This is a genomic window from Streptomyces sp. NBC_01288, from assembly GCF_035982055.1.
Taxonomy (GTDB): Bacteria; Actinomycetota; Actinomycetes; order Streptomycetales; family Streptomycetaceae; genus Streptomyces.
The window spans coordinates 6796623-6817911 of record NZ_CP108427.1 but is presented as its reverse complement, the minus strand read 5'-3'; the positions used below and the strand labels follow the sequence as shown (position 1 = coordinate 6817911).

The window sequence follows — 21289 nt, the reverse complement described above, 5'->3', positions numbered from 1 at the left end:
CCGTGCTTACACCAGGTTGCTGAAGTCCGGGCCCTTCGTGCGGGTGCGCTTCAGCTCGTAGAAACCGGGGACCGAGGCGACCGCGACCGTGCCGTCCCAGAGGCGGGCCGCTTCCTCGCCCTTGGGGGCGGGGGTGACGACCGGGCCGAAGAAGGCGATCTGCTCGCCGTCGGGGCCGGGGACGGCGATGACGGGGGTGCCGACGTCCTGACCGACCTTGTCGATGCCCTCCTTGTGGGAGGCGCGCAGCTCGGCGTCGAACTCGAAGTCCTCCTGGTCCGCGTAGTCGATCAGGTCGGCGGGCAGGCCGACGTCCGCGAGCGCGCCGGCGACGGCCTCGATGGTCGGGCCCTCGCCGTTGTTGTGGATGCGGGTGCCGAGCGCGGTGTAGAGCGGGCCCAGGATGTCCGAGCCGTGCTTCTGCCAGGCGGCGGTGACCACGCGGATCGGCTTCCACGCCTTGGTGGCGAGCAACTCGCGGTACTCCTCGGGCAGCTCGTCGAGCCGGGGCTCGTTGAGCACCGCCAGGCTCATGATGTGCCAGTGGACCTCGATGTCGCGGACCTTCTCCACTTCCAGCACCCACCGGGAGGTCATCCAGGCCCAGGGGCACAGGGGGTCGAACCAGAAGTCCACGGGGGTCTTGGCGGTCTCAGACATGACGCTCCTCGGAATACGGCCGTTTCCCCACGGCAACACCGCCCCTCGTCACCTCATTCCCGGGTACCCGCCGTCAGGGGCACATGGCAGGATCGGACCTGTCCGCATGTCGAACACCGCATATCGAACACCATCCGAGGGAGTGCCTCCGTGCCCGGTGAGAATCTGACCCGCGACGAGGCCCGTGAGCGGGCCGCCCTGCTGTCCGTCGACGGGTACGACGTGTCCCTCGACCTGCGTTCGGCGGTGGGCGACTCCGCCGAGGGCGAGGGCACTGCGGAGGGGTCGCGGACCTTCCGGTCGGTGACCACGATCCGGTTCCGCTGTGCCGAGCCGGGCGCGGCGAGCTTCGCGGACCTGATCGCACCGGCCGTGACCGCCGTGTCGCTCAACGGCAAGGACCTCGACCCGGGCGCGGTCTTCGACGGCACGCGCATCCAGCTGGAGGACCTGGCCGCCGAGAACGAGCTGATCGTCGACGCGCGGTGCGCGTACTCCCGTACCGGCGAGGGCATGCACCGCTTCGTCGACCCCGAGGACGGCGAGGTCTACCTCTACACCCAGTACGAGCCGGCCGACGCGCGCCGGGTCCTCGCCACCTTCGAGCAGCCGGACCTCAAGGCACCGTTCCGCGCCGAGGTGCGGGCCCCCGAGGGCTGGACGGTGTGGAGCAACGGCGTCGGCGAACTGGCCGACGGCGTCTGGAAGTTCGCGGAGACGAAGCCGATCTCGACGTACATCACGGCGTTCGCGGCGGGCCCGTACCACTACGTGACGGACTCCTACTCCCGCACCTTCGACGACGGTACGACGCTGGAGATCCCGCTCGGCGCGATGTGCCGCAAGGGGCTGGCGCCGTACTTCGACTCCGACGACGTGTTCCTGGTGACGAAGCAGGGGCTGGACTTCTTCCACGACCACTTCGACTACCCGTACCCGTTCGGCAAGTACGACCAGGCGTTCGTGCCGGAGTACAACCTCGGCGCGATGGAGAACCCGGGGCTCGTCACCTTCCGCGAGGAGTACATCTTCCGGGGGAAGGTGACGCGGGCGTCGTACGAGGGCCGGGCCAACGTCATCCTGCACGAGATGGCGCACATGTGGTTCGGCGACCTCGTCACCATGGAGTGGTGGGACGACCTGTGGCTGAAGGAGTCGTTCGCCGACTTCATGGGCACGTTCGCGAACGTCGGCGCGACCCGCTTCACCGATGCCTGGATCACCTTCGCCAACCGCCGCAAGGCGTGGGCCTACCGCGCGGACCAGCTCCCCTCCACGCACCCGATCACCGCCGACATCCGCGACCTCCAGGACGCGAAGCTCAACTTCGACGGCATCACGTACGCCAAGGGGGCTTCCGTACTGAAGCAGTTGGTGGCGTACGTCGGTCAGGACGCGTTCCTTGAGGGTGCGCGGCGCTACTTCAAGCGGAACGCGTACGGCAACACGCGGCTGGGCGATCTGCTGTCGGTGCTTGAGGAGACGAGCGGGCGGGACATGGCGTCGTGGTCGCGGTCGTGGCTACAGACGGCCGGGGTCAACTCCCTGACTCCGCAAGTGGTGTTGGACGTGGAGGGCGGCCGTATCGCCGAGCTGACGGTGCTTCAGGAGGCCGCCGAGTCGCATCCTGAACTCCGCCCGCACCGGGTGGTCGTCGGCCTCTACCGGATGGAGGACAACCGGCTCGTGCGGTACGAGCGGGCCGAGGTGGACGTCGACGGCGCGCGGACGGTCGTGGTGGAGCTGGCCGGTGCGGACGCGCCGGAACTGGTGCTCGTCAACGACGAGGACCTCACATACGCCAAGACCCGCTTCGACGCGGCCTCGTTGGCGACCCTGCGCGAGCAACTCGGCGCGCTCACCGACCCGATGGCGCGGGCGCTGTGCTGGTCGGCGCTGTGGAACATGACGCGGGACGCGTTGCTGCTCGCGCCGGACTTCATCGATCTGGTGGCGCGGTTCGGGCGCCGGGAGACCGACATCGGTGTCCTCCAGATGCTGCACGCCTGGGCGAACTCGGCGCTGGTCAACTACTCGCCGCCGTGGTGGCGCGAGACCGGCGCGAAGATCCTGGCGCACATCGCGCTGCGGGACCTGCGGGACGCCGAGCCGGGCAGCGAGCAGCAGCTGGCGTGGGCGCGGTTCTTCGCGTCGGTGGCGTCGGCGCCGGAGGAACTCGCCCTGCTGCACGCCCTGTTGGACGGTACGGAGAAGATCGAGGGCCTGGCTGTCGACCAGGAGCTGCGCTGGGCGTTCCTGGAGCCGCTGACCGCGCACGGCGCCGCCGACGAGACCGTCGTAGCGGCCGAACTGGCCCGGGACGACACCGCGTCCGGCAAGCGCCACCAGATCCGCTGTCTCGCCGCTCGTCCCTCGTCCGCCGTCAAGGCGCAGGCGTGGGCGCAGGTCGTGGAGTCGGACGCGCTGTCCAACGCGCTCGTCGAGGCGACGATCGCGGGGTTCGTGCAGCCGTCGCAGCGGGAGTTGCTCGCGCCGTACACGGAGAAGTACTTCGCGGCGATCGAGCGGGTGTGGTCGGAGCGGTCGATCCAGATCGGCGTGGACGTGGTGCGGGGGCTGTTCCCCGCCTACCCGGCGGCCGAGGACGCGCAGGCGACGCTGGACGCGACGGACGCGTGGCTGACGTCCCACGAGGGGGCGGCGCCGGCGCTGCGGAGGCTGGTGCTGGAGTCGCGGGACGACCTGGCGCGGGCGCTGCGGGCGCAGGCGGCGGACAACGAGGGGCGAGGCGCTCAGGGGTGAGGGCTGAGGGGCTGATCGTTGGCCTGTGATTGGCCTCTCCGTCACCGTTACTGAATACAGGTAATCGCAGCCGTAACCCCTGGTCCACCCCATCCGGACCAGGGGTTTTCGGCGCCTACTCGGCATCCGAACGCCTGTCCTTTAGTGCCGCGTTGTCCGGATTTGTCGACGGGCGTGTAACAGCGGTTAGGGACCGGATCCGGCGCGGGAAACCCCGTTGCATGAACCACAACACCCCGCTCTCCCCCCGCCCCCTCAGCCACCTCACCGAGGTGCACCGCCGCGTGCTGACGACGGTTCAGCTCCGGGCGCACGGCGTCCCGGCCGCCGAGGTGAACGAGCAGTGCCGTCCCGACGGGCCGTGGCAGCAACTCCTCCCCGGCGTCGTCCTGTTGCACTCCGGCCCGCCCACCGGCGAGGAGCGGCTGCACGCGGTGCTGCTGTACGCGGCGCGGGAGCGGACGGCGGGGGTCCCGGTCCAGCCCGGCGCGGAGGGCCCGCACCGTCCGACGTACACGGAGACGATGGTCACGGGCCTGGCGGCGCTGACCCTGCACGGCTTCACGTCCGCACCGGAGTTGGCCTCCCTCAAGCAGATCGAGGTCCTGGTCCCCCGGATGCGGCGACTCCGCTCGACGGGCTGCGCGCGGATCGTCCGCACGGCGGCGCTCCCCACCCCGCAGCAGGTGAAGGGTGTCCCGGTCGCCCCGGTGCCGCGGGCCCTCGCGGACGCGGTGGCCGAGCTGTCCGACGCGAACGCGGTACGCGGGCTGCTCACCGAGGCGGTCCGCGGCGGGCACTGCGAACCGGCCGCGGTGGTACGGGAGTTGAACAACGCCAAGCTGCTGAGCCGGCCGCACGTGGTGGACGCGGTGGACTCGCTGCTGGCCGAGGGCCGCGCGATCGCGGAGGACCGCCTCTACCGGATGGTGAGCGAGCACGGCCTCCCCGACCCGGTCTGGAACGTCGACCTGCGCCTGCCCGGCGGCCCGCACCTGGGCGGCCTGGACGCGTACTGGCCCGAGCAGGCGGTCGCCGTAGAACTGGACACGCGCGCCCCGCGCCAGGACGAGGACGCGCTGTGGTCGGAGTACGCGCGCAAGCGCGAGCACCTGGAGCGGCTGGGCATCACGGTCGTCCACATCACCCCGAAGAAGCTCCGGGACGCGATGGAGCAACAGGCGGCGGTGGTCCGTACGGCGCTCATGGCGTCGGCGGACCGTGATCCGGCCGCGTATGTCGTGGTGCTGCCCCGGTAGTGACGGACCGGGGCGGGATCAGGAGGGGAGAGGAGGGGCCACCGTGGGTCGGTGGCCCCTCCTCACACGTGCTTACAGGGGCTCGGGCAACGGCGGCGGGGCGGCGCTCGTCGTCGTGTGTCCCGCGTGCAGGCCGTCGATGAGGGCGGCGTAGGAGGCGATCATGCGCGTACGGCTGAAGCGTTCGCGACTGCGGGCGTGGGCCTTGGCGAACTCCGCGCGGCCGGTGACCGCCTCGGTCCAGGCCGACGCGACGGCGTCCGGGTCGGGGGGTGTGACGATGCCGTGCCCGGCGACGATCGACGCGCTGTCACCGACGTCGGTGGAGACGGGTACGGCCCCGCACATCATGCCCTCGATGAGGCACAGGGGCGCGGCCTCGCCGAAGGACGACGTCAGCGCGACGACGTCCGACCCGGCGTAGACGGTCTCCATGTCCCGCCGTACGCCGAGGAGATGAAGCCGATCGGCGAGTTGTTCTCTGTCCCCTCCGAAGGCGTCGTCGATGTCGGCGGAGAGGGCCGGCTGATTGTCGGCGGTCATGCCCGTGCCGCACATGAGGACGTGGCCGGCGGGTTCGCGCCGTAGCCACTCGTGGGCGGCGCGGAGGAAGAGCGGGATGTTCTTCATGGTGGCGTAGCGGGCGGCGAACACGACGACGGGTGCGCCGTCCGGAATCCCGAGGGAGGCGCGGAGGGCGAGCCGCCGGGCGGGGTCGGGACGGAAGCGGAACAGGTCCACGCCGTTGGGGATGACGTGGAGGACCTCGGGCGGGATGCCGGCGGCCTGGTAGGCGTCCCGGGTGGACTCCGCGCAGCAGACGGCGGCGACGACCTTGCCGTCGGCGATGGCGGCTTTCAGTTCGTCGAGGGCGGCGCCCTGGTGTTCGGGGTCCGAACGGTGCAGGCACACCACGACGGGGCGGCGGGGCAGGCCCGCCTGGTTGAGCAGGGAGAGCGGCTGTTCCTTGAGCGACAGGACGACGTCGGCGTCCGCCAGGGCACGGGCCGCGTCGGCCAGCTCGGGTCCGGTGAATCCGCCGGTGACGGTGCCGTCCGGGTCCCGGTCACCGCCGAAGCTGCGGCCGAGGGTGGAGACACCGACTCCGGCTGCGGTCAGTTGCTGATAGCAGGCGTCGTTCTCCATGGCCTGCCGGGTTGCTTCTCGGTGTACTTCTCCGTGGATGCTGAGCACCGTATGGTGCTGGCCGCCCTCCACCAGTCCCAGTACGACGTCGCTGTGGACGATGCGGGCTCCTCCGGAGAAGAACCCCTCGTAGACCGACAGCACGTGCAGCTCGTGTCTAGCGCGCACACGACCACCCGCCTTGCGTATGAATCGAGCCATCCCCGTGAACAGCGGGTTAGCCGTTATGAGGCGGCACGGACATTTCGTCCGAATGAACGCGGCGTCTCGTGTCTGGGTCCGGTTGGTTATCCGGGGGTCAATTGGTACGGGGGCCTACGGCGAGCTGGACGCGAACTGTCTTTCCGATGTCTCCCCGCAGAAACCAATCGAGGGATTCGGAGAGCGCGGAGACGACGAGGAGTCCCCGCCCGTCCTCGTCTCCGGGGGCCTGCCTGACCACGGGGAACGCCGGGGTCGGGTCCGACACGTCGATCGTCAGCCCGGCGTTCTCTTCGTCTACGGCGACTCGTAGCCAGACCTCGTGTCCGACGACCTTGCCGTGCCGTACGGCGTTGGCGACGAGCTCGGAGGTGACGAGGACGGCGTCGTCGATGTCGCCGGGCCAGTTCCAGAGGGTGAGGCGGCGGCGGGTGTGGAGCCGGGCGAGGCGGACGCTCCGCGGGGTCATGGGGTAGCTCATCGACCAGTCGGGGGTGAGGAGGGTGGGGTGCATGTGGGGCCCTTCACGTAGGGGGACGTGAACCCAGCGTGTTCGCCTCTCTCCCACGGCCGCAATCGAAAACGCTCTGAATATTCAGCGGTGCTGAAAGTGGACTATGCCGGGATCTGCACAAGTGCCTGCGTGAAGGCAGCACGCGATGCCACACTCGGCGCAGAACGACAGGTGACAGGTACTACGGCACGAAGGCGACACACATGGCGGCGAAGCGCGGGCGCACGGCACAGCGGCTCGAACTGGGACTTCAGCTACGGCAGTTACGCGAGAACTGCGACGCGGGCGACCACGGAACAGGGCTCACCCGCAAACAGGCGGTGCAGGGGCTACGCATCTCGGAGGCGTCCCTGCAACGCATCGAGACCGGCTCCCTCAACTTCCGGAACGTCGGCGACCTGCGCAAGCTGCTCACCAAGTACGGGGTGACCGACGAGAAGGTCACCGAGTCGCTGATCAGCCTCAACCGGGATTCCAATCAACAGGATTGGCTGACCCAGTACCGGGGGCTGCTGCCTGCGGGGCTTCCCGGGTTCGTCGGACTGGAGCCGGAAGCCCGCTCCATGAAGGCCTACCACCCGACCGTCGTCTACGGCCTGCTCCAGACCGAGGCCTACGCACGGGCAACGCACGAGCTGCACAAGCCGATTGAGGAGTACACCTCGGAGTTCATCCGCAACAGCGTGGAGTTACGGATGCGACGACAGGAGGTGCTCACCCGCGAAAACCCCGTCAAACTGCACGTCATCCTGGGCGAAGCGGCACTGCGGTATCCGGTCGGGGGTGCCGAGGTGATGCGCGAACAGTACGACCGGATCGAGAAGTTGTCGGGCTGGGACCACATCACCATCCAGGTCCTGCCGTTCCGCCGGAGCTACCGCTCGACGAACGACTTCGCGATCCTCGACTTCGGCAACAACCTGCCACCTCGCGTCCAGGCCGACAGCGCCTGGGGTTCCGTCTCCACCTCGGACAAGCCACGTGAAGTCGACCGCTTCACACGCCGGTTCGACGCCATGACAGCATCAGCACTGCCACCCGAGGACACCCCGGAGTTCCTCCGCCGACTGGAACGAGAGCTGTAGAACCATGAACCCCGAGATCGCTGCTGAGTCCGCCTGGTTCAAGTCCTCCTACAGCGACCCGGGCCAGAACTGCATCGAAGCCGCCCACCTCGTGCCCGCCGGCATAGCGGTCCGCGACTCCAAGAACCCCACAGGGCCGGCGCTGCTCCTCCCCGCGACCGCATGGGCCCCCTTCGTCACCCAGTTCCGCGAGACGGACTCACGCGACTGACGAACGCCCACCCTGCTGCGCATCACCCGGCTCGCTCCCACCGTGCGCGGTGAAGACGAACGCCGACCTGTCGCCATCCAGGTCAATGGTCAGCGAGGCGTCCAGCGCCTTGGCCAGCCTGGTGAGCAGAGGCAGGGTGGGTACGGAGTCGCCGCCTTCGATATTGGAGATCTGCGGCTGGGTCATCCCGGCCGCACGAGCCAACTCTGCCTGCGAGAGGCCGAGTTCCGTCCGCCGGTCGTGAACCGCCTGCCCCAAAGCGAAGGCGTACCCGGCCTCCACATAAGCCGACGACTCCTCGACGGACTCACCCAGGAGCTTCCTGGTCCGCCGGGTCTTCCACTGGGAATGGTTCACGACCGATCCTCCTCGATCCGCTCGTAGCCGTGCTCGGCGGATCCATGCTCCGCCTCGCACACTTTCTGCATCTGCTGGGCACGCTCGACCTCGGCCACCTCACGCTGCCTGGTCTTACGGAAGACCGTCAGCAGCACGATCCGCCGGTCCCGAGTGAGCCAGTACGTGATGCGGACGGCATTGCCATCCATGAGGAAACGCAGCTCCCGCACCTTGCCACCAAGGTGCCGCGAGTACGGCTCCCCCAGAGTGGTCGGCTGAGCCGCGAGCATGTCGGCAGCCCGTTCGGCCTTGGCATACTGCGCATCCGAGAGAAGCTCCAGCCACTGCCGGACTTCGGGCTCGATCTCGATCCGCCAGAGGTCACTCACACACCCGAGTATACAGAAATCCATATAACGGGGCGGGTAGGTATTGCCGCCGCCACCTGGCCCCCTCCCTCACGCACCTCCAACACCCCCACTCCTACCTAAACTCCCTTGATTCCTGGGCATAGTTGATAAGGCCCGCCATCCAGCAACCGTTTCCCCTCCCGACATACCGTCAGGTGCATGGTGTCCCTGTTCGCGTTCTTCGGCCCGCCCCTGATCACGATCTTCCTCTTCGCCGTCGGGACACTCCCGTACGCGCTCTGGGTGACCAGGAAGAGGCCCTCGCGGGCGGCCCGCTGGGCGGTGATCGGAGTCGCGGCCGCGATCGCCGCCTACGGGGCCGGGACCGTCTACGGGCTCGCCCCCACGAATCCGCTCGACGTGTGTGCGACAGGAACGGCGACGGTGTGTACAGGGACACCGGGCGGGACTCCACACTGACATCGGTAAACGTGGACGGCTTCCCGATGTCCGTCAGCTGCCACTGGACCAGCGGTTACAGCACCGAAGCGGTGTGGCCCTGGGCCTCGCCCCTGCTGTACGTGGGGCTGGCCTGCGCCGTCGGCTGCTCCGGCCTGCCGCTCGTCAACCGCCACAAGGACGGAAAGGCGCCTCGCGGAATCGAACTGGACACGTAGACGGCTCTAGGCCTCGACCCGGCCCTGTTCCCGCCGCCTTGTGGATGATCCGGACGGAGTCGTCGTAACGCGAGAAGACCTCACTTACCGCAGAACTCCCCCACCACCACCGCCCCCGCGTCCCCCGACCAGTCCCCGTTGAAGTTGAACGCCAGGGAATGGCGGCCGTCCGCCGTCGCCACCGCCGCCGACGACGAGCCGTGGATACCGCCGTCATGGCCCCAGACATGGACACCGCAGGGCAGGGTGATGTCGGTGAGGCCCAGGCCGTAGCGCGTGCCGTCGCTGTCGTCGCCCGTCGCCACCGTCGTCTTCATCTCCTTCAGCTGCTTCGGCGGGAGGAGCTTTCCGCCCAGCAGGGCACCGTAGAAGCGGTCCAGGTCGGCCGAGTCGGAGATCATCGAGCCCGCCGAGGAGGCGATGGTCGGGTTCAACCGTGTGACGTCGTACGTCGGGCCCGTCGTCGCGTCCGCCAGCTTGCTGTAGGCGTGACTGCTGGGCCGCGGGAGCGTGACCCGCGTGCCGGGGAGTGAAGTCGCCCTCAGTTTCAAGGGGTTGATGATGCGGTCGCGGATCTCCGTCTCGTACGAGTGGCCCGTGACCTTCTGGATCACCATCCCGGCCAGGACGTAGTTCGTGTTGGAGTAGTTCCACGACGTGCCCGGCGCGAAGTCCGGCTTGTGGGACATCGCGATCGCCACCAGGTCGGCCGGGGTCTTCGTGTCGTAACGGTGCTGGAAGAAGCCGTCCTTGGTGAAGTACGCGTTGCCGAAGTCGTCGTCCGCCGTGTAGTTGAAGATGCCGCTGGTGTGGTTCATGAGCTGGCGGACGGTGACCTTGCCGCCGTCGTTGCCGTTGCCCTCGACCACGCCCGGCAGCCATGTCGCCACCTTGTCGTCCAGCGACAGGCGTCCCTCCGCCTCCAGTTGGAGCAGCACCGTCGACACGAACGTCTTGGTGATGCTGCCCACCCGGTAGCGGTCGTCGGCCGAACGCGGCGTGCCGGTACGGAGGTTGCCCACTCCGGTCGTCGTCGACCAGGTGGTGCCGCCGTCCCGCACGGTGGCCGTCACGCCGGGGACGCCGTCCTTCACGGCCGCCCGGAGAGCCTCCCGCGTCGCCGCGTGGTCCCGTCCGGCGGGCGCCGCCGTCGCGGGACCCGCCAGCGCCACCGACAGCGCCACCGCCGTCGCACCCATCACTACCGCGCGAACTGCCATGTCTTCCCCCTCTGTTGAGCCCGGTTCGGCTCGGTCGAGGGGAGGGACACGGTCATCCGGTGCGAAGGTTGCCCGGGTCTACGCCAGTTGAGCGAGTTTCAGCCCTTCTGAAACATCAGCCCTTCTTCAGGAGCAGCTCCGTGTTGCGGTCCCTCGCTGCGCCGCCCAGCACCGTGCTGGAACCCGGTGCGTTGTACGACAGTTCGCGGTACAGGGCCGCGAGGCCGGTCTGGGTGAGGTCGGAGAAGTCGGTGCGGTGCGGAGCCGCGGACTCGATCAGCGTGGTGAAGAGGGAGAGCGTGCCGTCCTTGTTGTCCACCAGCTCGATGACGCGGGCGAGTTGGGGATAGTCGACGTGCGAGGCGGTGGAGATCTCCCAGAAGCTGCGGCCGTCGGGCGCCGAGTGCGGGGTGATGACGTTGCGGTGGATGTGGCCGTTGACCCAGGCCAGCACGTTCGGGTGGCTGCCGAGGAGGGCGATGACCGCCGAGCCCTCGTAGCGGCGCTCGGTGGGGTGCGCCGGGTCGGGGCGGGTGTTGTCCATCGTCTGGCTGGTGTGGTGGCTGAAGATCACCGCGTACGAGTCCTTGTTGTCGCGGAGTGTCTTGTCCAGCCACCTCAACTGCGTTGCCCCGATGGACCCTTCGTAGTGGCCGCCCGCGTCCGTGGTGTCCAGGCTGATGCCGATCACGTCGTCGGCGATCCGGAACGCGTAGTACTGGGTGCCCGCGTCGACGTTCGCCGAGGAGTAGCCGTGGCCGACCGGGCCGAGACCCTGGTAGGCCGGGTCCAGGTGCGCCTTGAGGTACTCGGCGGAGGTGTACGGGGCGCGGTTCTCGTCCGGGGTGATCGAGCGCGCGGAGCGGGCGTGCGCCTTGAGGAAGTCGCCGTAGCCCGTGCCTTTGGGGTCCTTGGCGTCCCGGATGGAGTTCTGAAGCTTCTTCGCCTCGGCCGCCGTCGCGGTCATCAACTTCTTGCCGCCGATGGCGAGTTCGGTGAGGTACGGGTCCGCGTGCGAGCCGAAGCAGCCGAGCGGGAGCGCGTCGTGGTTGCCGACCGTCGAGTACCAGGGCAGGTTGAGGCCGGGGCTGCGGACCTCGCGGATCGCGGCGGCCAGGAAGCCCTTGAGGTGCGGGAAGCCGACCTGCTTGTCGCCGTCGCGCACGGTGGAGTCGGGCTGCCAGTACAGCTTGAGGCCGCTGTTCATGACGCCCTCGTAGTGGCGCGGGTCACCGGTGTTGGGGGTGAAGCGCCCGCCGCTCATGATCTTCATGAACCATTCCAGCTCGGACTTCGCGTTGTTGTCCGTGTTGTCGCCGGTGGTCATCACGAAGTGCAGCGGGGAGCCGGTCACCGGTGCGCCGCGCAGCGCGTTGACCCGCTCGACCAGCGAGATCCCGCCCTGCACGGTCAGCGCCTCGTGCGGACGCCAGGCGTGCTTGTCGGTCGAGCGCAGGTACTCCAGGCGCAGCGGGTGCTGGGTGTCCATCAGGTGCAGGTCGGTGAACTGCACGAACGACGCGAGTGCCGTACGGCGGCCCGCGCGCCCGGACTTGGCGTTCGCGAGGTCGCCGCGCACGACGCGCTTCCAGCCGGCGCCGTCGCCGAGCCGGCGGTAACCGGAGCTGGTACGCGGGGCGGCGACCGTGGCGAGGGTGGTGCCCTTGGTGTACGGCGCGAGGGGTGCGGCGGGTGCCACGCGGGAGTGCGCGACGGGTGCCTCGGCGGCGGCGTTCGCTGCGTCGGCGGCATCGGCGGTGGCTGTGGCGGCCTGGCTGTCGGTGGGCCGTAGGGCGTACCCGACGCCTGCGGAGACGGACACGGCCGCGGTGGCGGCGAGGACGGTACGGCGGTTGACCCCCAGCGCGGAGCTGGCGACAGAGCGTGTGCGCGACATGGCGCGATCTCCCCGAGTACGAACTGCGTCGGCAGTGGTCGCGGGGGTTCGCGGCGATCGGTTTTCGATCGCGGTCGCGAACTACCCGCTCGTACTGGATGCTTGGCATCGGGGATGACCTGCGCGTAAACGAGGCGGCAACGCGTAGCGCCGATCACCGTACGTGGATCTTGGCGCCCCCTGTGCGTTCGTGAACGCTCGTCGAGCCGCCTGGAAGCGGCTACTCCGTGTTCATCTGCCGGGGTACTGAAGCTATTCCGGGACCCGTTCCACGCGTCCGGCTGCCGGCCGCTCTCGCCACAGCCGCAGTGCTACGTCGATCAGCGCGACGCGGGGCAGAGCGGGGACGTCGTCCAGCGGATGCCAGGCGGCCATGTCGGTGGATCCGCCGATCTCGTTGCGCAGCTCGCCGCCGAGGATCCTGGCCTCGTAGACGAGCCGGAGGCCGTGCTGGTCCACCTTGCGTCGGTGGCGCCACGGAATGACGTGGTGGATGGAGTCCATGCCGAGGAAGCCGGTGACCTCGACGTGGTAGCCGGTCTCCTCCTCCAGTTCCCGTACGACGGCGTCATTCGGGTGCTCGCCGTGGTCCAGGCCGCCGCCGGGGAGTACCCACTCGTGTCCCCCGCGCTCGGCCGGTGAACGGGCCAGGAGGAGCTGGCCGTCCCTGACGCAGACGGCGTAGGCGGCGACCCTCAGCTTTTGGCGCATCCGGAGACGTTAAGTGCTCTGTGGGAAGTGCCGCAATGTGTCGTTGTTTGGCCGCTGCGCCGTTGTGGCTGGTCGCGCCCGCGCGGCGGAGCCGCACATCGATACAGCCCCGCGCCCCTGAAGGGGCGCTCAACGCGCCCGGGTTGGGTTGGCAGGGGAGTACTCGGGGGCGGACCAGCGGAGTGGGATCGCGGCGGGGGTCTCGACTGCCTCGGTGAGGGTGAAACGCACCCTGCGTTCGCCGGCCTGCCCGAACTCCGGGCTTGCCTCGCCGGTTAGTTGGAGGGTCGTGCCTGTGTTCCAGTCGAGGAAGAGGAGGCCGGCGCGGGGGTCGGTGAGGAGGTTGCCGAGGCTGAGGAACATGGCGTTGCCCGGGTAGTCCGGCCAGGTCAGCTCGTTGGGTGAAGTCGCCTGTACGAAGCCCGGGTTGCCGCCCCGGTGGCTGGCGTCGGCGCCGTGTTCGTGGACGGTGGCGAGGAAGAAGGTGTCGGCGGCCTCGATGAACTCGGCCTGGGAGGTGGTCAGTTCGGTGCTGCGCCGGGGCGGGGCGGGTTCGCGGTCGGCGATGGTCTCGTAGGACTCTCTCCGCTGGATGTATTTGGGGCAGTTGGCGAACACTCGTTCCGCCTCGATCGCCAATCCCTGTGCTGTGCGCCGGAGTTGGCCGTCGACCCGCATGCGGCGGCGGGTGCGGGGGTCGAGGGCGATCGTGCCGACCGGGAGGTCCTGCGCCTCGGTGAGGGCCGGGGTGAGGGGGTCGGTGGGGCGGGTGGCGCCCGTGATCGAGATCTGGTGCGGGCCCGTCGCGCGTACGAAGCCGGGGGTGCCGGTGAGCGGGGAGGCCCATACCCGGCCCGTCGCCGGGTCTGCCGCGCCCAGGATCAGGAGGGGCTGGAGTTCGAGGAAGGCGGCGGCCACGGGTTTGATGCCCTGGCCGATGATCCGGCCGACGTGGTCGGCGAGTTCGCGTACCCCCACCCGGTCCTGCACGGTGCGGGAGCCCGCGTGATAGGCGCCCATGGTTAGAAGAAGCCGCAGGTCGGGGCGTCGGAGGTCGGGGTCGGGGCGTCCTCCGCGCCGGTCGGCACCGAGATCTCCAGGCGGGTGCCGTCCGGGTCGTGGAAGAAGATGCCGCCGGAGGCCGCGCCCTCGCGGTGGGCGACCACGCCCTCGTACGCGAACTCGGCGCCGTAGGCCTTGAGCGCCTCCTCGTATCGCCGGACCCGTTCGATCGAGTCGGCCGCGAACGCCAGGTGGTGCAGGCCGGCGCGGTCGTCGGTGTACGGCTCCTGTGCCTGCTGCCAGAGGGTGAGGACGGGGCGGCCGTCGTCGCCGTCGCCGTCGCCGTCGCCCAGGAACGCGTACCGGCGGTCGTCCTCCTTGCCCTCGGCGAGGACCGCGAAGCCGAGGACGTCGCGGTAGAAGGCGAGCGAGCGGTCGAGGTCGGTGACGTTCAGGCCGATGTGGCCGAGGTGCAGGGTCATGCGAAGCCCTCCCAAAATCTAACCGTTGTAAGTGACGTTAATGGTTAGAGTTAGGAGCGTCAACCGGTCACGTACTCTTGACCGGTTAGATCAGAAGAGAGGCACCCGATATGCCGAAGCCCAAGTCGAAGCCGACGCCCCTCATCGAGGACCCCCGGCCGCTCATCGGCGAGCCGCTCGCGCTCGACCTGCTCAACACGTGGTGGATGCGGGACGGGGCCCTACAGGATCTGCTCACGGTCCCGGGCGGGCTCGCCGTGTGGCTCGGGTCGAACGGGCTCGACGAGCGGTTCGCGGCCGACACGATCACCCTGACGCACCTCAACATCACGCGCGGCGCGCTGAAGACGGCCCTCGACGACGGCCGCACGGACGACCTCGACGCCGTACTCGGCATGGGACGCATCCGGGCCACCCTCACCGCCGACGGGCCCGGCGAGATTCCCGAGTTCGAGGACCCCAGGTGGGGGCCCGGCTGGCTCGCCGCCCGCAGTTATCTGGAGCTGCTCTCCACCGCCCCGGACCGCATCCGCCGCTGCGCGCACGAGGCGTGCGTCCTGCGTTTCTTCGACACGTCGCGGAACGGCACCCGCCGCTGGTGCTCGATGGCGGCCTGCGGCAACCGCGCGAAGGCGTCCCGTCACTACGCACGTTCGAACCCCGGGAGCGAATAGGGGGTTTTCCCCATACGTTCATAGCGTTTCGGTCAACACTTCCCAAACAACCGTCCCTTGGGTAAAGCTGTGCCCTCGTCCGGCACTGGATTCTTCACCTACAAGGGATGCCGATGACCCTCTCCCACCAGAGACGCGTGGCCCGAATATCCGTGGCCGCCGGTCTCGTCGCCGCGCTCTCCGCGGCCGGGCCGATACCCATGGCCTTCTCCGCCGACTCTCCGTCCGCGACCACACCCGCGGACGGCACGGTCAAGTCCGCCGCCGCCAAGCTCGGTTCGGACGACGCCGATCTGCTCGCCACGGCCAAGGCCGACGGCGACAAGAACGTCACGATGATGATCGCCACCGCGCCGGGCGCGACCGAGCAGGTCGCCCAGCAGCTGGACGCGGTCAAGGGCGGCTCCGTGGGCCGCACCTACGACAAGCTCGGCTACGTCCGCGCCACCGTCCCGACCGGCAGGGCGGACTCGGCGATCGCCGCCGCCGCGAAGCTGTCCTCGGTGCACGCCATCGACCTCCGACAGGAGATCGCCCTCGACGACCCGACGCCGAGCGCGGACACGGCCAAGGGCGCCGACAAGGCGACGAGCAAGGCCACTTACTCCGGGCCGAGCAAGAGCACCCCCGCCGAGAACCCGTACAACCCGTCGTTCGAGACGGGCGCCGTCGACTTCGTGAAGAAGAACCCGAAGGCGGACGGCCGCGGCATCACCATCGGCATCCTCGACTCCGGCGTCGACCTCGGCCACCCGGCGCTTCAGAAGACCACCACCGGCGAGCGCAAGATCGTCGACTGGGTCACCTCGACCGACCCGATCGTCGACGGCGACCAGACCTGGCGCCCGATGGTGACGGCCGTCTCCGGTCCTAACTTCACCTACGGCGGCACGAGTTGGACTGCGCCGGCGGGGTCGTACGAGATCAGCACGTTCAAGGAGTCGTACACCACCGGCGGTGACGCGGCGGGCGACGCGAACCGTGACGGTGACACCACCGACGCGTGGGGTGTCCTGTACGACCCGGCGGCCGGCACGGTGACGGTCGACCTGAACAACAACCAGAACTTCAGCGACGACACCCCGATGAAGCCGTACAAGGACGGTTACCAGGTCGGCTACTTCGGGACCGACAACCCGGCGACGGACGTCGTCGAGCGGCAGCCGTTCGTCGTGCAGATCAGCAAGGACGTCCCGATGGACCCGTACGGCGGGTCATGGGTCGGCAAGACCGCCGACTTCGTCAACATCGGTGTCATCGAGTCCGAGCACGGCACGCACGTCGCCGGTATCACCGCGGCCAACGGCCTGTTCGGCGGCAAGATGAACGGCGAGGCGCCCGGCGCGAAGCTCGTGTCGTCCCGCGCCTGCACCTGGACCGGCGGCTGCACCAACGTGGCGCTCACCGAGGGCATGATCGACCTCGTCGCCAACCGCGGTGTCGACATCGTCAACATGTCGATCGGCGGCCTGCCCGCGCTGAACGACGGCAACAACGCGCGCGCCGAGCTGTACACGCGCCTCATCGACACGTACGGCGTGCAGCTCGTGATCTCGGCCGGCAACTCCGGTCCGGGCGCCAACACGATCGGCGACCCCGGTCTTGCCGACAAGGTGATCTCGGTCGGCGCCTCGATCTCGAAGCAGACCTGGGCGGCCAACTACGGCTCGCAGGTGGCGACTTCGTACCAGCTGCTGCCGTTCTCCTCGCGCGGTCCGCGTGAGGACGGCGGCTTCACGCCGACGCTCGTCGCGCCCGGCGCCGCGATCAACTCGACCCAGACCTGGCTGCCGGGTTCCCCGGTCGCCGAGGCGGGTTACACGTTGCCGGCCGGCTACTCGATGCTCCAGGGCACCTCGATGGCCTCCCCGCAGGCCGCCGGCGCCTCGGCGCTGCTGCTGAGTGCCGCCAAGCAGAAGCACATCGCCCTCACCCCGGCGACCCTGCGCACGGCGCTGACCTCAACGGCCGATCACATCAAGGGTGTTCAGGCGTACGAGGAGGGCGCGGGCCTCATCGACATCGTGGACGCGTGGAAGTCCATCAAGGACGGCGCGACCTCCCACGAGTACACGGTGAAAGCTCCGGTCGACACGGCGATCGACTACGCGCTGAAGACGCCCGGCTTCGGAACCGGTCTCTACGACCGCGAGGGCGGCCTCAAGGCCGGCGCGAAGAAGACGTACGACATCACCATCACGCGAACCACCGGTGCGGACAAGGCGGTTCGGCACGAGCTGCACTTCGAGAACAACGCCGGTAACACCTTCCGGATCGTCGGCTCGGACGAGGTCAAGCTCCCGCTGAACCAGCCGGTGACGGTCAAGGTGCAGGCGGCGCCCAGGAGTTCGGGCATCAAGAGCGCGATCCTGGAGGTCGACGACCCGAAGACCGAGGGCCTCGACAAGCAGGTCCTCACGACGGTCGTGGTCGCCTCGCCCGTCAACTACACCTACTCCACCGCGAGTTCGGTGCAGCGCAACAGCACCCAGTCGTACTTCGTGACCGTCCCGGCGGGCGCCAAGGCCCTTGAGGTCGCGATGAGCGGGCTGAAGGACAAGAGCCAGACGCGGTTCATCTCGATCCACCCGTACGGCGTTCCGGTCGAGGACACCGGCACCCCGTACTGCTACAACAACTACCTGGACGGCAACGGCTGCAAGCCCGACGTACGGTCGTACGCCGACCCGCAGGCCGGGGTCTGGGAGATCGAGGTCGAGGCGCGCCGCACCTCGCCGCTGCTCGACAACCCGTACAAGCTGGACGCCACCGTCCTCGGCGCGGCCTTCGACCCGGAGACCGTGACCGTGCCCGAGGCGAAGGTCGGCGTCCCGGCCACCGCCTCCTGGAAGGTGACGAACAACTACGCGGCTCTCACCGGCACGTTGAAGGGCGGCCCGCTCGGCTCCTCGCTGACCGCGCGGCCCACCATCACCGAGGGCGTCACCCAGACCACCACGGTCGACGTGCCCGCCGGTGCCACGTCCCTGGACGTCGCCATCGGCAACGTCTCGGACACCGCGGCGGACCTGGACCTGACGGTGAAGAACGCCGCCGGGACGGTCGTCGGCACCTCCGCCGACGGCGACTCGGAGGAGGCCGTCTCCATCGCCAACCCGGCCGCCGGTACCTACACGGTCGAGGTCGCGGGGTACTCGGTGCCGTCCGGCTCGACCGCGTACGACTACCGGGACGTGTTCTTCTCCCCGGCGCTCGGCACGGTCACCGTCGACGGTTCGACGCCGGTGAAGCTCGCCACGGGCGCCTCGGCGACCGTCTCCGGCAGCGTCACCGCCCTGGCCCCGGCTCCCGAGGGACGCGAGTTCTTCGGCCAGGTCCAGCTGGTCAACGCCCGCGGCACGGTCGCGGGGCTGGGCAGCGTGAAGATCGAGAAGGTCACGTCGTAGCCCTGACAGGGATACGGCGGTGAGGGGGCGGGCGTCCGTACGGGCGCCCGCCCCTTTCGTGTTCAGTCGGCGGGGCAGGTGGTGGTGCGGGAGCCGGGCAGGGCCTTGAGGATCCAGGCGCGGTTCACGGCGACGCGGGTGTCGCCGACGGCCCAGAGACTCGCGTTCTGCCGGCCCCGGCCGACCTCGACCAGCACGTGCTGGCCCTTGTGCGGCTTCGGGTCCGCTCCGCCGTCGAGGAGGAAGGACACCTGGGAAGGTCCCTCGGCGGGCTTGTAGGAGCGGATCACGGTCAGCACGATCCGGCTCCAGGGGTCGTCCACGTACGTCTCCACCTCGGCCACCGTGCCCTCGACCACGAGCCGGTCGCAGGCCAGCGCCAGCTCCGGGTCGGACGGCGCCGGCCCGTCGCCGGACACCTTGGCGGGGGCGTCGGACTTGCTCTGGGCGGAGGAGGAGTCGGCGGTGACGCCGCCGTTGTGGGCCCCGAGCCAGGCGAGCCCGGTGACCATCCCGGCGATCACGGCCGTGGCGAGCGTGCCGTAGGCGAGGACGCGCAGGGCGGGACGGCGGCGCCGGGCCGGGCGGGCCCGCACCACGGGTTCCGGTGCCGGGGGTGCCGACAGTGCCTCCCCGATGATCCCCAACTGCTCGCGCAGCAATGCCACTTCGGCGGTGGCGACCCGGTGCTCGGCCATGAACTCGGCGTCCGCGTCCGCTCCTTGCGGCAGCGGCTCGTCCGTGATCGCGGCCATCAGCGCGTCCACGCCGTCGTATTCATTGCGCTCCGCGGCCACGTCACACCACCTCGTCCTCGTGCAGGCGGTCGCGCAGGGCGCGGACCGCGGAGTGCAGCCGGCTCTTGACCGTGCCTTCCGGGATGCCGAGTTCCTCGGCGATCCCGCGCACGGGCAGGTCGGCGTAGAAGCGCAGGACGAGGACCTGGCGGTGCTGGTCGGGCAGTTCGTCCAGGCCCCGCGCCACCGCCATGGACAGGACGCTCGTGTCCTCGCCGGAGGGGTGCTCCAGCTGGCGCAGGGAGGCCAGCCGCTCCCCCACCCGCTCCTGGCGGCGTTTGGCGCGATGCCAGTCCATGGCGAGGTTCGAGGCGACGACCGCCGCCCACGCCGAGACGTCGCGCGGCGCCTCGTCGCCCTTCGCCGCCCGCTCCAGCAACCGCAGCCGTACCTGCTGGACGCCGTCCGGCAGATCCGCCTGCGGTACGCCGCCGAGCGCGAGCACCGCCCGTACCCGGCGTTCCTGGGCCGCGTCCAGAGGATCGTCCTCCTGGACCCGGCGGGCCTTTCTGCGCAGCACAAGCCACCCCCTCACCGCGTTTCCTCTACGACGCGGGAGCGGGCGGAAACGTTCGGCCGGGCGGGGAGGAGTTTTCCGCGGCGGCGGGCAGAGGCGTGGATCACACCGGCGGGCCGGACGGCTTGCGGTCCGGGACCGGTGCGGGGCGGATTTCTCGCAGCGCGCGGAGCCGTCGCCGCAGGATCGGGCCGGGGGCGGTCCGGTGTCGCATCCCACTCCTCGGGCCGGGCGGCGAAAGGATTGGACAGGCGGGCACGGGTGAGACGCATCATGGAAGCGCTGGACCACGTAGAACGCACGCAAAGGGAGTCGCCGTGAAGGTCGGAATCGTCGGAGCCACCGGTCAGGTCGGCACGGTCATGCGCAGGATCCTCGTGGAGCGGGACTTTCCCGTCACCGAGCTGCGTCTGTTCGCCTCGGCCCGTTCGGCGGGGACGGTCCTGGACGGCGTGACGGTGGAGGACGCGGCGAGCGCGGACTACTCCGGGCTCGACATCGTGCTGTTCTCGGCGGGCGGCGCGACTTCGAAGGCACTGGCCGAGAAGGTCGCCTCGCAGGGTGCGGTCGTCATCGACAACTCCTCCGCCTGGCGCAAGGACCCGCAGGTCCCGCTGGTCGTGTCGGAGGTGAACCCGCACGCGATCGTCGACCGGCCCAAGGGGATCATCGCCAACCCGAACTGCACGACGATGGCCGCGATGCCGGTGCTGAAGCCGTTGCACGCGGAGGCGGGCCTTGAGGCGCTGGTCGTCGCCACGTACCAGGCGGTGTCGGGTTCCGGGCTCTCCGGTGTGGCCGAGCTGCACGGCCAGGCCCTGAAGGTCGTGGCGGACGCCGACAAGCTGACCCACGACGGTTCGGCGGTCGACTTCCCCGAGCCGCAGGTCTACAAGCGGCCCATCGCCTTCAACGTGCTCCCCCTCGCCGGTTCGATCGTCGACGACGGCCTGCACGAGACCGACGAGGAGCAGAAGCTCCGCAGCGAGTCCCGCAAGATCCTGGAGATCCCCGAGCTGAAGGTCTCCGGCACCTGCGTCCGCGTCCCGGTCTTCTCGGGGCACTCCCTCCAGGTCAACGCCCGTTTCGCCCGCCCCATCTCGGTCGAGCGCGCCACGGAGCTGCTCGGCGGCGCCCCCGGTGTCGCCCTGACCGACATCCCGACCCCCCTCCAGGCGGCCGGCCAGGACCCGTCCTACGTCGGCCGCATCCGCGCCGACGAGACGGTCGAGCACGGGCTCGCGCTGTTCATCTCCAACGACAACCTCCGCAAGGGCGCCGCGCTGAACGCGGTGCAGATCGCGGAGCTGGTGGCGGCGGAGCTGAAGGGCTGACGGGCTTTCCTCGCCCCCGCCGCCCCTACCCGTCCCATCCTTC

At 69.5% G+C, this 21289-nt stretch carries 21 protein-coding genes; 9 read left to right on the top strand and 12 right to left on the bottom strand.

Going from position 1 to position 21289, the window contains the following annotated elements:
• Positions 1-6: 6 nt before the first annotated feature.
• Positions 7-660, bottom strand: a complete 654-nt coding sequence (locus OG194_RS30900) for a mycothiol-dependent nitroreductase Rv2466c family protein (RefSeq protein ID WP_327404062.1) — start codon at positions 658-660, stop codon at positions 7-9.
• A 150-nt stretch (positions 661-810) separates the two neighbouring features.
• On the opposite strand from OG194_RS30900, the gene pepN reads away from it, so the two are divergent.
• Positions 811-3423, top strand: coding sequence for an aminopeptidase N (gene pepN, locus OG194_RS30895; RefSeq protein ID WP_327404061.1), 2613 nt, complete (start codon positions 811-813; stop codon positions 3421-3423).
• Between the two features lie 221 nt (positions 3424-3644).
• Entirely contained in the window at positions 3645-4682 is a 1038-nt protein-coding gene (locus OG194_RS30890) for a hypothetical protein (protein WP_327404060.1), read from the top strand.
• A gap of 72 nt (positions 4683-4754) precedes the next feature.
• Here OG194_RS30890 and OG194_RS30885 read toward each other — a convergent pair whose 3' ends face one another.
• Both OG194_RS30885 and OG194_RS30880 read right to left on the bottom strand, forming a co-directional pair.
• A complete protein-coding gene (locus OG194_RS30885; protein ID WP_327407259.1) occupies positions 4755-5972 on the bottom strand; it encodes a glycosyltransferase in 1218 nt (405 codons plus the stop codon).
• Between the two features lie 154 nt (positions 5973-6126).
• Positions 6127-6543 carry an ATP-binding protein gene (locus OG194_RS30880; RefSeq protein WP_327404059.1) on the bottom strand — a complete coding sequence of 139 codons (417 nt, stop codon included), beginning with the start codon at positions 6541-6543 and terminating at the stop codon, positions 6127-6129.
• Between the two features lie 203 nt (positions 6544-6746).
• Here OG194_RS30880 and OG194_RS30875 point away from each other — a divergent pair, with 203 nt between their 5' ends.
• Together OG194_RS30875 and OG194_RS30870 are read left to right on the top strand one after the other, a co-directional pair.
• Positions 6747-7628, top strand: coding sequence for a helix-turn-helix domain-containing protein (locus OG194_RS30875; RefSeq protein ID WP_327404058.1), 882 nt, complete (start codon positions 6747-6749; stop codon positions 7626-7628).
• Positions 7629-7632: 4 nt separating this feature from the next.
• Complete coding sequence (locus tag OG194_RS30870) at positions 7633-7839, top strand: DUF397 domain-containing protein (protein ID WP_327404057.1); 207 nt, start codon at positions 7633-7635, stop codon at positions 7837-7839.
• On the opposite strand, the gene OG194_RS30865 is transcribed toward OG194_RS30870, so the two are convergent.
• Both OG194_RS30865 and OG194_RS30860 read right to left on the bottom strand, forming a co-directional pair.
• Entirely contained in the window at positions 7828-8196 is a 369-nt protein-coding gene (locus OG194_RS30865; protein WP_327404056.1) for a helix-turn-helix domain-containing protein, read from the bottom strand. The two genes, OG194_RS30870 and OG194_RS30865, sit on opposite strands and share 12 nt — an antisense overlap.
• Positions 8193-8567, bottom strand: coding sequence for a type II toxin-antitoxin system RelE/ParE family toxin (locus OG194_RS30860; RefSeq protein WP_327404055.1), 375 nt, complete (start codon positions 8565-8567; stop codon positions 8193-8195). The genes OG194_RS30865 and OG194_RS30860 overlap by 4 nt, the downstream gene beginning before the upstream one ends.
• A 180-nt stretch (positions 8568-8747) precedes the next feature.
• Between OG194_RS30860 and OG194_RS30855 the strand changes: the two genes are divergently transcribed.
• The gene (locus tag OG194_RS30855; RefSeq protein ID WP_327404054.1) at positions 8748-9008 is read left to right on the top strand and encodes a hypothetical protein; all 261 of its coding nucleotides are present in this window, start codon (positions 8748-8750) and stop codon (positions 9006-9008) included.
• Between the two features lie 26 nt (positions 9009-9034).
• Positions 9035-9205, top strand: a complete 171-nt coding sequence (locus tag OG194_RS30850; RefSeq protein ID WP_327404053.1) for a hypothetical protein — start codon at positions 9035-9037, stop codon at positions 9203-9205.
• A gap of 80 nt (positions 9206-9285) precedes the next feature.
• On the opposite strand, the gene OG194_RS30845 is transcribed toward OG194_RS30850, so the two are convergent.
• The 5 genes from OG194_RS30845 to OG194_RS30825 form a co-directional block, all read right to left on the bottom strand.
• Positions 9286-10425 carry a serine hydrolase domain-containing protein gene (locus OG194_RS30845; protein ID WP_327404052.1) on the bottom strand — a complete coding sequence of 380 codons (1140 nt, stop codon included), beginning with the start codon at positions 10423-10425 and terminating at the stop codon, positions 9286-9288.
• A gap of 115 nt (positions 10426-10540) precedes the next feature.
• The gene (locus OG194_RS30840) at positions 10541-12322 is read right to left on the bottom strand and encodes a TIGR03767 family metallophosphoesterase (RefSeq protein WP_327404051.1); all 1782 of its coding nucleotides are present in this window, start codon (positions 12320-12322) and stop codon (positions 10541-10543) included.
• A 252-nt stretch (positions 12323-12574) separates the two neighbouring features.
• On the bottom strand, positions 12575-13033 hold the full coding sequence (locus OG194_RS30835) for an NUDIX hydrolase (protein ID WP_327404050.1): 459 nt from the start codon (positions 13031-13033) through the stop codon (positions 12575-12577).
• Between the two features lie 129 nt (positions 13034-13162).
• Positions 13163-14053, bottom strand: a complete 891-nt coding sequence (locus OG194_RS30830) for a pyridoxamine 5'-phosphate oxidase family protein (RefSeq protein ID WP_327404049.1) — start codon at positions 14051-14053, stop codon at positions 13163-13165.
• 2 nt (positions 14054-14055) lie between these two features.
• Positions 14056-14517, bottom strand: a complete 462-nt coding sequence (locus OG194_RS30825; RefSeq protein WP_327404048.1) for a VOC family protein — start codon at positions 14515-14517, stop codon at positions 14056-14058.
• Positions 14518-14627: 110 nt separating this feature from the next.
• Here OG194_RS30825 and OG194_RS30820 point away from each other — a divergent pair, with 110 nt between their 5' ends.
• Both OG194_RS30820 and OG194_RS30815 read left to right on the top strand, forming a co-directional pair.
• The gene (locus tag OG194_RS30820) at positions 14628-15191 is read left to right on the top strand and encodes a CGNR zinc finger domain-containing protein (RefSeq protein ID WP_327404047.1); all 564 of its coding nucleotides are present in this window, start codon (positions 14628-14630) and stop codon (positions 15189-15191) included.
• 113 nt (positions 15192-15304) lie between these two features.
• Positions 15305-18598 (top strand): S8 family serine peptidase, encoded by a 3294-nt coding sequence (locus OG194_RS30815; protein WP_327404046.1) that lies wholly within the window; start codon positions 15305-15307, stop codon positions 18596-18598.
• Between the two features lie 62 nt (positions 18599-18660).
• Here OG194_RS30815 and OG194_RS30810 read toward each other — a convergent pair whose 3' ends face one another.
• Both OG194_RS30810 and OG194_RS30805 read right to left on the bottom strand, forming a co-directional pair.
• On the bottom strand, positions 18661-19395 hold the full coding sequence (locus tag OG194_RS30810) for a hypothetical protein (protein WP_327404045.1): 735 nt from the start codon (positions 19393-19395) through the stop codon (positions 18661-18663).
• Between the two features lies 1 nt (position 19396).
• Positions 19397-19915: a sigma-70 family RNA polymerase sigma factor gene (locus OG194_RS30805; protein WP_327407258.1), complete on the bottom strand. Its 519-nt coding sequence runs from the start codon at positions 19913-19915 to the stop codon at positions 19397-19399.
• A 314-nt stretch (positions 19916-20229) separates the two neighbouring features.
• On the opposite strand from OG194_RS30805, the gene OG194_RS30800 reads away from it, so the two are divergent.
• On the top strand, positions 20230-21246 hold the full coding sequence (locus tag OG194_RS30800; protein ID WP_327404044.1) for an aspartate-semialdehyde dehydrogenase: 1017 nt from the start codon (positions 20230-20232) through the stop codon (positions 21244-21246).
• Positions 21247-21289 lie beyond the last annotated feature (43 nt).

Bases quoted from the DNA above. Each gene is read 5' to 3' on its own strand.
- OG194_RS30845 (WP_327404052.1), bottom strand. From the start codon at position 10,425: ATGGCAGTTCGCGCGGTAGTGATGGGTGCGACGGCGGTGGCGCTGTCG.
- OG194_RS30900 (WP_327404062.1), bottom strand. From the start codon at position 660: ATGTCTGAGACCGCCAAGACCCCCGTGGACTTCTGGTTCGACCCCCTG.
- OG194_RS30830 (WP_327404049.1), bottom strand. From the start codon at position 14,053: ATGGGCGCCTATCACGCGGGCTCCCGCACCGTGCAGGACCGGGTGGGG.
- OG194_RS30870 (WP_327404057.1), top strand. From the start codon at position 7,633: ATGAACCCCGAGATCGCTGCTGAGTCCGCCTGGTTCAAGTCCTCCTAC.
- OG194_RS30815 (WP_327404046.1), top strand. From the start codon at position 15,305: ATGACCCTCTCCCACCAGAGACGCGTGGCCCGAATATCCGTGGCCGCC.
- OG194_RS30835 (WP_327404050.1), bottom strand. From the start codon at position 13,033: ATGCGCCAAAAGCTGAGGGTCGCCGCCTACGCCGTCTGCGTCAGGGAC.
- OG194_RS30820 (WP_327404047.1), top strand. From the start codon at position 14,628: ATGCCGAAGCCCAAGTCGAAGCCGACGCCCCTCATCGAGGACCCCCGG.
- OG194_RS30850 (WP_327404053.1), top strand. From the start codon at position 9,035: ATGTCCGTCAGCTGCCACTGGACCAGCGGTTACAGCACCGAAGCGGTG.
- OG194_RS30840 (WP_327404051.1), bottom strand. From the start codon at position 12,322: ATGTCGCGCACACGCTCTGTCGCCAGCTCCGCGCTGGGGGTCAACCGC.
- OG194_RS30880 (WP_327404059.1), bottom strand. From the start codon at position 6,543: ATGCACCCCACCCTCCTCACCCCCGACTGGTCGATGAGCTACCCCATG.
- OG194_RS30875 (WP_327404058.1), top strand. From the start codon at position 6,747: ATGGCGGCGAAGCGCGGGCGCACGGCACAGCGGCTCGAACTGGGACTT.
- OG194_RS30890 (WP_327404060.1), top strand. From the start codon at position 3,645: ATGAACCACAACACCCCGCTCTCCCCCCGCCCCCTCAGCCACCTCACC.
- OG194_RS30825 (WP_327404048.1), bottom strand. From the start codon at position 14,517: ATGACCCTGCACCTCGGCCACATCGGCCTGAACGTCACCGACCTCGAC.
- OG194_RS30855 (WP_327404054.1), top strand. From the start codon at position 8,748: ATGGTGTCCCTGTTCGCGTTCTTCGGCCCGCCCCTGATCACGATCTTC.